Here is an 11240-nt window from a genome sequence, read left to right as displayed (position 1 = left end):
TAATATTTATTAAAATGATAGTTTTACACTAAAACCATAACGCTTAGAACTAGGTCCGTTTAAATAATCGAATCCTCTACCATTACCAACACCAACACCTGCTACGTTAGGGTCAAAGTTAGCAGCATCTGGAGTATTGTATGCATCATACCATAAGTTAAATCCACTAAATGTGAAAGATACTGCACCAAAAGGAGTTTTGTCTAAAGCACTCTGTGGAAGTGAATATCCAAGTGAAACTTCTTGTAATCTTAATACAGATGCGTCATAGATTGTTAATTCTTTTGGACCAAACAATAAGTTAGAAAAATAGTATTGAGAATTATTAATCTGCAATGTATTTGCTTCTCCTGTAGATTCTAAAATACCAGGTAAAATAAACGTTTTATTTCTATCACCATTTATTAACCCTCTACCTAATAAAGTAGCAATTGTACTACTTGCAATGTCTCCACCTTTTGTATGGTTTATTTGAAAGCTAAAAGTAAAGTTTTTATAAGATAATGTATTGTTTAAGTTCATTACATAATCTGGATTTGGATTACCAATAATAGGAGTAATCGATCTACCATCAGGTAAAACAACATTACTTTCTGATAAGTAACTACCATTTGAACCTACTAAAAACTCTCCAGCATCATTTCTTCTAATTCTTGTACCTACAATAACACCTAATTGTTCACCTTTAATCGCTGCGTTTGCTCCAAGATTTGCGCTTGCAGAACCTGCATATAAAATCTGGTCGTCTTCTTGTTCTGTAACAATTTGCTCACTTTGTGTAAAGTTAACACGAGAGTTCCAATTAAAACCGTCACCATCATTTTTAAATATATCTAGACCTAAATCTACTTCAACTCCACTACCTTCTACTTTACCAACATTGGCTTGTGTAGATGTAAATCCAGAAGTTGGTGCTAAAGGTTTTGTTACTATTAAATCTTTAGTTGTTCTGTCAAAATAAGAAAAACTTACATCAATTCTGTTGTCTAAAAAACGAGCATCAAAACCAACTTCAATTTCACTAATTAACTCAGGTTTTAAATTTGGATTTGCTTGAAAATCACTAACACTGTTAGTTGTTATCGGGCCAAAACCACCAGCATTAACTTGTGTGCTTTGCGATACTGTATTTATTGTTGGATATCCAGAAGGGAAACCTGCAGATTGTCCTAAACCAGCTCTAACTTTTAAATAGTTTAATCCTTTTCCACTGTCAGATTTTAAACCTTCAAATGCTGCGGTTGGAATAAAAGAACCAGAAATACTTGGGTAAAATAAACTGTTGTTTTCAGTTGGTAAGTTAGATACCCAGTCATTTCTACCAGATAAAGTAACATATGCATAGTTTCTGAAATCAATAGCCGTTTCACCAAAAACACCTACAATGTTTCTTTTTGATGTAAATTGAATTGGTGTTTGATTTTCAAAGTTGAAGTGTTGTAATACACCAAATACAATTTGGCCAGTACTTGAAACACCTTGTTGATCAAAAGTTCTAGATCGAGATGTACCTCCGGCAACAAAACTTAAACTAAAATCTTCTGATAAATCATAACTACCATTAAAAGCTAAATAGTGGTCAAAAATACTTACGTTATTGTCATATGTATCTAAGAAACCAAAAATAGCATTGTTGAAATTCACACCATTTTTGTTTGAGTAAGCTTTATTTCTTTCATTATAAAAGTCAATACCTGCACGATAAGAAACACCTAAATTTTCAGTGATTTCATAAGATAATGTTGCAGATGTAAATACCCTGTTAGTTACTTGCCCATTTTGTGCATTTTTTATAGACCACAGTGGATTGATAATATCGTTACCATTACGGTAATAAATACTACCACCATTTTCTGGTAGTTCAAATGGTAAACCCATTAAATCTACATTTCTTGGTGTAAAGAATACATTACCAAAAGTAGACCAACCTAATGTACCATTTCCTCTACTCGCAGCAACAGGTGGCGAAACCACTTTGTTTTGAGAATAATTCATAGATCCACTAACTGTGAATTTGTTTGATAATTTTGCACGTCCACCTAAAGATAATGTAGTTCTACCAACTCTGTTTCCAGGAGTAAATCCTTCTTCATCTAAATGACCGAAATTTGCATTATAGGTAACATCACCACTATCTGAAGAACCATTGAAGTTTACAGAAAGATTTTGAACAGAACCAGATCTAAAGAAATTTTCAACACTGTTGTAAGGTTTCCATTCATATCTTTCACCTGTAAATTGGTTATTTAAAATGTTATTTCCTCCTAAAAAGTTATTTAAGAAAGCAGAAGAACCATAAGGATGTTCCACAGTACCGTCAGGCTGAATAGTTCCAGCAGGGTCATTATTGTAACCATCTACACCGTCAGCATTAAAAGAAGGTCCCCAGTTACTAAAGAACCAACCAAAAGACTGGTCAAAACCACCACCATACTGATCTTGATAATCAGGTACAGATGCGATATCGTTTACGAAGAAAGATTGATTAATTGTAATTTCGTTTTTCTTCTTTTTTCCCGAAGAAGCAGATCCTGCTTTCGTTGTAATTACAATTACACCGTTTCTACCAGCAGTACCATATAATGTAGCTGCTGCTAAACCTTTAAGTACACTTACACTCGCGATATTGTTAGGATCTAAATCTAAAAATCTACTAGAACCAACATTACCATTAAGGAAGTTTCCTTGTGCATTCGTATCACTACTAAATGGCACACCGTCTACTACAAATAATGCTTGGTTACTTCCGTTAATAGAAGAATAACCTCTAATTACTACGTTTGTTGCAGAACCAGAAGTACCACTTTGTGAAGTAATTTGTACACCAGATGCTTTTCCTGATAATATTCTAGCAACATCACCTTCTGCTCGTTGTTCTATATCTTCAGAACCAACTTCAGCAACTGCATAACCTAAAGCTTTTTTCTCACGCTTTATACCTTGTGCAGTGATAACAATTTCTTCTAAAATCTGACCGCCTTCTTTTAAAGAGACATCGATTACGTTAGAAGATCCAACTGTTTTATTAATAGTTTCATATCCGAGGTATCTAAAAGTTAAAACATCGCCAGTTTTAGCTTTAATCGAATATTTACCATCAAAATTGGTGTCAGTACCTCTCGTAGTACCTTTCACTAATATACTAACTCCCGGTAAAGGACCTGAATCATCAGAAACAGTTCCAGTAACAGTCTTTTCTTGTGCAAATGATATTTGCACGACAAACGCCAGTAATAGCGTTAAAATTCCATTAAACTTTGTTTTCATTGTATAATTATTTGAATTAATTAATCCCAAAAGTCTTAAATAAAACTTAATTAAACAATTATTTAACATAAAAAATCATAAAAAAGTTAATAAAATGTTAAGTCGAAAGAGAATTATTGAATATTTAAAAATAGCTCAACCAATTTATTATGATTTTATTTTGTTTAAAACCAAAGCTTTGAGTTGAATTTTTTCCAATGGCCCCACTTAATTTTATTTGCGATTTATTTATGTTAAATAAATAACCCAAACCGATTCCTGTAAGGTTGTCTGTGTTGAAATTTGTCTTAAAATTGCCAATATCAGTGATTGTATACAAAAAAGAGGTATTTGAAACCAAAAAACGATATTCTATATTCACTAGGATGTAACTTTTTGCAAGGATACTTTGTTCATTGAAACCTCTAATGGACTGAGCACCGCCAATTCTAAATAATTCATTGTCAATAAAATTAGCGGAAGTTAGATGTCCTAGTTGCGATCTAATATAAACACTGTTTCTGATATTTAAATCATATATGTAGGAAGCAGAAGCTTTAATTTTTATTTGATTATAAGAATTTTGATTTATTTTCCTTTTTCCAAATGTTGGATTAATTTCTAAGTTAAATTTATCACTATAGAATATGTCATTTTTCGGAAGTTTATATTTCAATTGAAACCCTAAAAATGAATTCCTAAATGATTTAATATTATTAATTGTATTGTTGTTTAGCGTCTCTGAAGATTCAGAGGAGTAGGTGAGTGCAAGTTTTAACTTGTTGTTTACATTATAATATAATTTTGAATCAAACTTAGTATTTAAAAAAGTAGAATCTTGTTTATATATTGAGAAAGCTATTTGAGGACTAAATTTTGATTTTAAGATGAAAGGAATTTCAGTTTTTAGTTTAAATTCTTGTTTTTCTGCTCCAATGCTGTTCCAGAACACTTCAAACTTTTCACCTTTATTTAAGATGTTGTTTAATTTTAAGTCAATATTGCCATTAAATAAAATGTCACCGTTTTCTTTAGATGCAAAATTAACCAGACCATCAAAACTATTGTTTTGTTTTTTATTTAAATACATATAAACAAAAGTAGAATCTTGCGTAAATAATACTTCAGGAGATTTTATTTCTGTAATAAAATTCAAACTTTTTGATGCTTTTGATAATTCTTGCAGTTTTGGTTGATTAAATACGGTATTTGTTTCTAGGTTAAAATAGTTTTTTAAATAAGATTTTGGGAAATTTTCATAGCCTTTTATAATGATCTTGTTAATCATTCTTTTTTTTGATTTTGATATCATTAAATCAGCAAAAACTGTTTTATTTTTTATGACAATATTTTCTAACTTGATTTTAGAAAAGGATTTTCCTTCTTTATCAAGTTTTTTAGAAATGTTAGATAGCGTAGGCTGCAGTTTTTCGATAGGAATTGAAATAGTTCCTTTTTCGTTTCTTGCTTGATTGAGATCAATTTCTGAGTTTTTGTTAATGTTAAGAACTACACGCTCTATTTTTACTTTCAAAGAAAAGTAGGCAACATATTCGAGGTTTTCTTTTTTAATCTCGCTTATTGTAGTGGTCAAGTACCCTTTGTTTTTTAAATAATCAGAAACCCTATTGATTTCTTTTTTTAACGAAATTGTATCCTTGTGTTTGTTTGTGTAATTAATTCTATCTAGAACTAAAATTTCGGTTTTATTTTTAGAGGAAAGTTTTAAAGTTAATTTTGTGAAAAGAAAGTTTCAAAACAAAATATAAAATAAATTATGGATATAAAATGAATCGCTTTTTGTCTCAAAATAATTAAATTATTAGGTTCAAATGTAAAAGAAAATCTAGAAAATCAAGTAAAAAATAATGATTTAGAAAAAATAACTGACTGATATTTGAATAATTAGAATTTAATTGTACATTTGCGCACTCTTAAAAAAGAGACAATGTTTAATTATAAACGAAAAACAGTAATTATTTAGTATGCCAACTATTCAACAATTAGTTCGTAAAGGAAGAACCAAAATAACTAAGAAGAGTAAATCGGCTGCTTTGTCGTCTTGTCCTCAAAGGCGTGGAGTTTGTACACGTGTTTATACTACAACACCAAAGAAACCTAATTCAGCGATGCGTAAAGTTGCCAGAGTTAGATTGACAAATGGTAATGAGATAAACGCATACATTCCAGGTGAAGGACATAACTTACAGGAGCACTCGATAGTATTAGTTAGAGGTGGAAGGGTAAAAGATTTACCAGGTGTTAAATATCACGTGGTACGTGGAGCATTAGATACAGCAGGTGTTGAGGGAAGAACTCAACGTAGGTCTAAGTATGGTGCAAAACGCCCAAAAAAGTAAAATTAGTAACTTTTTTAATGTAAAGACATGAGAAAAAGAGCAGCAAAAAAAAGAGTCTTATTACCAGATCCTAAATTTAATGATCAGCTCGTAACACGTTTTGTGAATAACTTAATGTGGAGTGGTAAGAAGTCAGTAGCGTTTAAAGTGTTTTACGATGCGTTAGAGCTCGTAGAAGAAAGAAAAGGAGAAGGCGAGGAAAAATCGGCTTTGGAAATTTGGAAAGATGGTTTGTCAAATGTAATGCCACACGTGGAAGTAAGATCTCGTCGTGTTGGTGGAGCAACATTCCAAATTCCTATGCAAATTAGACCAGATCGTAAAGTATCTATGGCTATTAAGTGGATGATTTTATATACTCGTAAGAGAAATGAGAAAACCATGGCACAACGTTTGGCAGCAGAAATTTTAGCAGCAGCTAAAGAAGAAGGTGCAGCAGTTAAAAAACGTACTGATACTCATAAAATGGCAGAAGCTAACAAAGCATTCTCTCACTTCAGATTTTAATAGAAATGGCTAGAGATTTAAAATTCACAAGAAATATTGGGATTGCAGCACATATTGATGCTGGTAAAACCACAACTACTGAGCGTGTATTGTACTACACAGGTGTTTCTCACAAGATTGGAGAAGTGCATGATGGGGCAGCTACAATGGACTGGATGGAGCAAGAGCAAGAAAGAGGTATTACCATTACTTCTGCAGCAACAACTTGTACATGGCAGTTTCCTACGGAGAATAATGCTCCAGTTGATGATACAAAGGATTACCATTTTAATATAATTGATACTCCTGGTCACGTAGATTTTACTGTTGAAGTAAATCGTTCGTTACGTGTATTAGATGGTTTAGTTTTCTTATTTAGTGCAGTTGATGGTGTTGAGCCTCAATCTGAAACTAACTGGAGACTTGCTGATAATTATAAAGTGCCAAGAATTGGTTTTGTTAATAAAATGGATCGTCAAGGATCTGATTTTATGATGGTTTGTGATCAAGTAAAAACAATGTTAGGTTCTAATGCAGTGCCAATTGTTTTAAATATTGGTGACGAAGAGAACTTTAAAGGTATTGTAGATCTAGTTAAAAATAGAGCTATTATATGGCATGAAGAAGGAATGGGTGCAACATTTGATATTGTTGAAATTCCTGAAGAATTAAAAGAGGAAGCTAAATTATTACGTGCTAACCTTATTGAAGAAGTAGCAAGTTATGATGAGAACTTGTTAGAAAAATTCATGGAAGATGAAGATTCTATAACAGAAGAAGAAGTGCATAATGCATTGAGAGCTGCTGTAATGGATATGGCTATCATTCCTATGATTTGTGGTTCTGCATTTAAAAATAAAGGTGTTCAGTTTCTATTAGATGCTGTTTGTCGTTATTTACCTTCTCCTATGGATAAAGAAGGTATTGTAGGTGTAAACCCAGATACAGAAGAAAAAGAATTGCGTAAACCTGATGTAAAGGAGCCTTTCGCTGCTTTAGCTTTTAAAATTGCTACAGATCCTTTTGTTGGTCGTTTAGCATTCTTTAGAGCATATTCAGGTCGTTTAGATGCAGGTTCTTATGTGTTAAATAACCGTTCAGGTAAAAAAGAACGTATTTCACGTATTTATCAAATGCATGCTAATAAGCAAAATGCAATTGATTATATTGAAGCTGGAGATATTGGTGCTGCTGTAGGTTTTAAATCTATTAAAACAGGAGATACTTTAACTGCTGAAAAATTCCCGTTAGTACTAGAGTCTATGGATTTTCCAGATCCAGTAATTGGTATTGCTGTCGAGCCTAAAACGAAAGCAGATGTTGATAAATTAGGAATTGGACTTGCTAAGTTAGCGGAGGAAGATCCTACTTTTACTGTGCGTTCAGACGAAGCCTCAGGCCAGACTATTATTTCTGGAATGGGAGAGTTGCATTTAGATGTACTTGTAGATCGTTTAAGACGTGAGTTTAAGGTTGAAGTCAACCAAGGTCAACCTCAAGTGGAATATAAAGAAGCTATTACAGCTCAAGCGGAACACAGAGAGATTTATAAGAAACAATCTGGTGGTCGTGGTAAATTTGCTGATATTGTATTTACTATCGGTCCAGCTGATGAAGGTGTTCAAGGATTACAATTTGCATCTGTTATTAAAGGTGGAAATGTGCCTAGAGAGTTTGTTCCTTCTGTAGAGAAAGGATTCAAGGAAGCTATGAAGAATGGTCCTTTAGCAGGTTATGAAATGGATTCAATGAAAGTTACATTAAGAGATGGTTCTTTCCACGCAGTGGATTCTGATGCATTATCTTTTGAGTTAGCTGCAAAAATGGGTTATAAAGCTTCTGCTAAGTCTGCAAAAGCAAAGATTATGGAGCCATTAATGAAGTTGGAAGTTCTGACTCCAGAGGCAAATATGGGAGATATCGTAGGAGATTTAAATAGAAGAAGAGGTCAGGTAAATGATATGTCAGACAGAGCAGGTTCTAAAGTGGTAAAAGCAATTGTTCCTCTATCTGAAATGTTTGGATACGTAACAGCTTTAAGAACGATGTCTTCAGGTAGAGCAACTTCTACTATGGAATTCTCACACTATGCAGAGACTCCTTCAAATGTTTCAGAAGAAGTAATAGCAAAAGCAAAAGGATAACCTACTAAAATAATATAAGATGAGTCAAAAAATTAGAATAAAATTAAAGTCTTACGATTACAATTTAGTAGATAAATCTGCTGAAAAGATAGTAAAGACGGTAAAAAGTACTGGTGCTGTAGTAAATGGACCAATACCATTACCAACACATAAAAAGATTTTTACAGTATTACGTTCACCACACGTAAATAAAAAATCTAGAGAACAGTTTCAATTAGCTTCTTACAAAAGATTATTAGATATTTATAGTTCTTCTTCGAAAACTATTGATGCTCTAATGAAATTAGAGTTGCCGAGTGGAGTTGAAGTTGAGATTAAAGTATAAGTAAATATTAACTTTCGGTTTAATTTTGTTAAACCGAAAGTTTTTTATATTTTTGCAGCCCGAAACATAGTCGGGTTATGCTGTTTTTGAGTGAAAATTCAATTATAGTAACATGTCTGGAGCGTTGCGCGAAGGAAAAACGGTAAAAACAAAATCAGCGTTGAATTTGTTTTACGCTTTTTTTTTTGGAAACAACTCGAAAGAGTTAAATGAAACAATAGTTTCGAACAAATAATTATTAATAATAGACGCGCTGGATAATTAAATCTATCGTCTAAAATTTTAACTAAATGTCTGGGTTAATAGGAAGAAAAATTGGGATGACCAGCTTATTTGATGCTAACGGGAAGAATATTCCTTGTACAGTTATCGAAGCAGGTCCTTGTGTTGTCACCCAAGTTAGAACCGAAGAGGTAGATGGCTATGGTGCCTTACAGCTTGGTTTCGATGACAAAAAGGCGAAAAGTTCTAACAAAGCGTTAGATGGTCACTTTAAAAAAGCTGGCGCAACTGCTAAGAAAAAGGTAGTTGAGTTTCAAGGCTTTGAAGGAGAATTTAAATTAGGTGATTCTATATCTGTAGATCATTTTGAAGAAGGCGAATTCGTTGATGTATCTGGTGTATCTAAAGGTAAAGGTTTTCAGGGTGTTGTAAAACGCCATGGATTTGCTGGTGTAGGTCAAGCTACTCACGGTCAACATAACCGATTAAGAGCCCCGGGTTCTATTGGTGCTGCATCTTATCCTGCAAGAGTATTCAAAGGAATGCGTATGGCAGGTAGAATGGGTGGAGATAAAGTGAAAGTTCAAAACTTAAAAGTATTAAAAGTAGTTGCTGAAAAGAACTTACTTGTTGTTAAAGGAGCAATTCCTGGACACAAAAATGCTTTTGTAACTATTCAGAAATAATGAAAGTATCAGTTTTAGATATTACAGGAAAAGATACAGGAAGGAAAGTTGAACTTTCTAAGGATGTATTCGGTATAGAGCCTAATGATCACGCTGTTTATTTAGATGTTAAGCAATATTTGGCAAATCAACGTCAGGGTACGCATAAAGCTAAAGAAAGAGCAGAAATTACTGGGTCTACAAGAAAGATAAAAAAACAGAAAGGAACTGGTACTGCAAGAGCAGGATCAATTAAGTCTGGAGTTTTTAGAGGTGGAGGACGTATGTTCGGTCCAAGGCCAAGAGATTATTCTTTTAAATTGAATAAAAACTTAAAGCGTTTAGCACGTAAGTCTGCTTTAAGTATTCAAGCAAACGATAAAAATTTAGTAGTAGTAGAAGATTTTGATTTTGAAACTCCAAGAACGAAGAATTTCTTAGATGTTTTAAAGGCATTAGATTTAGAGGCTAAAAAGTCATTGTTTGTATTAGGTAGTGAAAATACTAATGTGTATTTATCATCACGTAATTTAAAAAAGTCTAAAGTTGTTAAAGCTTCAGAAATTAATACTTATGGTGTTTTAAACGCTAATAAAGTGATAATTACTGAGAGTTCTTTAGAAGGAATTAATACAAATTTAAGCAAATAGGGATTCGAAATGAGTATTTTAATAAAACCTATTATTACGGAAAAAGCAACAAGCGATAGTGAATTATTTAATCGTTACACGTTCGTTGTAGATAAAAAAGCTAATAAATTAGAAATCAAAGGTGCTGTTGAAGCAGCATATGGAGTTTCTATTTTAAACGTTAAGACTTTAAATTATCCAATTCAAAGAAATACCAAGTTTACTAAAAAAGGTTTAGTAACTGGTATAAAGAGTGGGTATAAGAAGGCTATCGTTCAGGTAGCAGAAGGAGAAAGCATTGATTTTTATAACAATCTTTAAGAAAAGACAGAATGTCAGTTAGAAAATTAAAACCAATAACACCAGGTCAGCGTTTTAGAGTTGTAAATGGGTTCGACACCATAACAACTGATAAGCCGGAGAAAAGTTTACTTGCTCCGAAAAAACGATCTGGAGGTCGAAACAGTCAAGGTAGAATGACAACTCGTAATATAGGAGGTGGTCATAAACAAAGATATCGTATTATCGATTTTAAAAGAGATAAGAATGGTATTCCTGCTACAGTAAAAACTATAGAGTACGATCCAAATCGTACGGCATTTATTGCCTTACTAAGTTATGCTGATGGAGAAAAACGTTATGTAATTGCACAAAACGGTTTAAATGTAGGTCAAATAATTATTGCAGGTAGTGGAGTTGCACCAGAGATTGGTAATGCAATGCCATTAAGCGAAATTCCTTTAGGGACTACGATTTCTTGTATAGAATTACGTCCAGGTCAAGGAGCTGTTATGGCTCGTTCTGCGGGTTCTTTTGCACAATTAATGGCAAGAGATGGTAAGTATGCAACTGTAAAGTTACCTTCTGGTGAAACAAGATTAATCTTGTTAACTTGTTTGGCTACTATAGGAGTTGTATCTAATTCAGATCATCAGTTATTAGTATCTGGTAAAGCAGGTAGAAGAAGATGGTTAGGTAGAAGACCAAGAGTAAATGCGGTAAGAATGAATCCTGTCGATCACCCAATGGGTGGTGGTGAAGGTCGTGCTTCTGGAGGTCATCCAAGATCTAGAAATGGTATTCCTGCTAAAGGATTTAAAACTAGATCTAAGACTAAGGCTAGTAATAAATACATTATAGAACGTAGAAAGAAATAATAAGTT

The 11240-nt window shown here is 33.0% G+C and carries 10 protein-coding genes; 8 read left to right on the top strand and 2 right to left on the bottom strand.

Annotated elements, in window-relative coordinates:
- Positions 1-9: 9 nt before the first annotated feature.
- On the bottom strand, positions 10-3267 hold the full coding sequence (locus BLT88_RS11565; protein ID WP_091955787.1) for a SusC/RagA family TonB-linked outer membrane protein: 3258 nt from the start codon (positions 3265-3267) through the stop codon (positions 10-12).
- A gap of 124 nt (positions 3268-3391) precedes the next feature.
- On the bottom strand, positions 3392-4840 hold the full coding sequence (locus BLT88_RS11560) for a ShlB/FhaC/HecB family hemolysin secretion/activation protein (RefSeq protein ID WP_091954880.1): 1449 nt from the start codon (positions 4838-4840) through the stop codon (positions 3392-3394).
- A 391-nt stretch (positions 4841-5231) separates the two neighbouring features.
- Here BLT88_RS11560 and rpsL point away from each other — a divergent pair, with 391 nt between their 5' ends.
- From rpsL to rplB, 8 genes are all read left to right on the top strand, one after another.
- Complete coding sequence (gene rpsL / locus BLT88_RS11555) at positions 5232-5606, top strand: 30S ribosomal protein S12 (protein ID WP_018943587.1); 375 nt, start codon at positions 5232-5234, stop codon at positions 5604-5606.
- 27 nt (positions 5607-5633) lie between these two features.
- Positions 5634-6113, top strand: coding sequence for a 30S ribosomal protein S7 (gene rpsG / locus BLT88_RS11550; RefSeq protein WP_026775259.1), 480 nt, complete (start codon positions 5634-5636; stop codon positions 6111-6113).
- 5 nt (positions 6114-6118) lie between these two features.
- A complete protein-coding gene (fusA, locus tag BLT88_RS11545; protein ID WP_036783586.1) occupies positions 6119-8236 on the top strand; it encodes an elongation factor G in 2118 nt (705 codons plus the stop codon).
- 19 nt (positions 8237-8255) lie between these two features.
- The gene (rpsJ, locus tag BLT88_RS11540) at positions 8256-8561 is read left to right on the top strand and encodes a 30S ribosomal protein S10 (protein ID WP_004568745.1); all 306 of its coding nucleotides are present in this window, start codon (positions 8256-8258) and stop codon (positions 8559-8561) included.
- Positions 8562-8851: 290 nt separating this feature from the next.
- Entirely contained in the window at positions 8852-9469 is a 618-nt protein-coding gene (gene rplC / locus BLT88_RS11535) for a 50S ribosomal protein L3 (RefSeq protein WP_091954878.1), read from the top strand.
- On the top strand, positions 9469-10098 hold the full coding sequence (gene rplD / locus BLT88_RS11530; RefSeq protein WP_036783593.1) for a 50S ribosomal protein L4: 630 nt from the start codon (positions 9469-9471) through the stop codon (positions 10096-10098). Before rplC ends, rplD begins: the two co-directional genes overlap by 1 nt.
- 9 nt (positions 10099-10107) lie before the next feature.
- Complete coding sequence (rplW, locus tag BLT88_RS11525; RefSeq protein ID WP_036783594.1) at positions 10108-10398, top strand: 50S ribosomal protein L23; 291 nt, start codon at positions 10108-10110, stop codon at positions 10396-10398.
- An 11-nt stretch (positions 10399-10409) separates the two neighbouring features.
- Positions 10410-11234 (top strand): 50S ribosomal protein L2, encoded by an 825-nt coding sequence (gene rplB / locus BLT88_RS11520; RefSeq protein ID WP_091954877.1) that lies wholly within the window; start codon positions 10410-10412, stop codon positions 11232-11234.
- The last annotated feature ends 6 nt before the right edge of the window (positions 11235-11240 follow it).

The organism is Polaribacter sp. Hel1_33_78 (assembly GCF_900106075.1).
GTDB lineage: Bacteria > Bacteroidota > Bacteroidia > Flavobacteriales > Flavobacteriaceae > Polaribacter.
This window is presented reverse-complemented; position numbering and strand designations above follow the sequence as displayed.

Bases quoted from the DNA above. Each gene is read 5' to 3' on its own strand.
- rpsJ (WP_004568745.1), top strand. From the start codon at position 8,256: ATGAGTCAAAAAATTAGAATAAAATTAAAGTCTTACGATTACAATTTA.
- rplC (WP_091954878.1), top strand. From the start codon at position 8,852: ATGTCTGGGTTAATAGGAAGAAAAATTGGGATGACCAGCTTATTTGAT.
- rpsG (WP_026775259.1), top strand. From the start codon at position 5,634: ATGAGAAAAAGAGCAGCAAAAAAAAGAGTCTTATTACCAGATCCTAAA.
- rplW (WP_036783594.1), top strand. From the start codon at position 10,108: ATGAGTATTTTAATAAAACCTATTATTACGGAAAAAGCAACAAGCGAT.
- fusA (WP_036783586.1), top strand. From the start codon at position 6,119: ATGGCTAGAGATTTAAAATTCACAAGAAATATTGGGATTGCAGCACAT.
- BLT88_RS11565 (WP_091955787.1), bottom strand. From the start codon at position 3,267: ATGAAAACAAAGTTTAATGGAATTTTAACGCTATTACTGGCGTTTGTC.
- rplB (WP_091954877.1), top strand. From the start codon at position 10,410: ATGTCAGTTAGAAAATTAAAACCAATAACACCAGGTCAGCGTTTTAGA.
- rpsL (WP_018943587.1), top strand. From the start codon at position 5,232: ATGCCAACTATTCAACAATTAGTTCGTAAAGGAAGAACCAAAATAACT.
- rplD (WP_036783593.1), top strand. From the start codon at position 9,469: ATGAAAGTATCAGTTTTAGATATTACAGGAAAAGATACAGGAAGGAAA.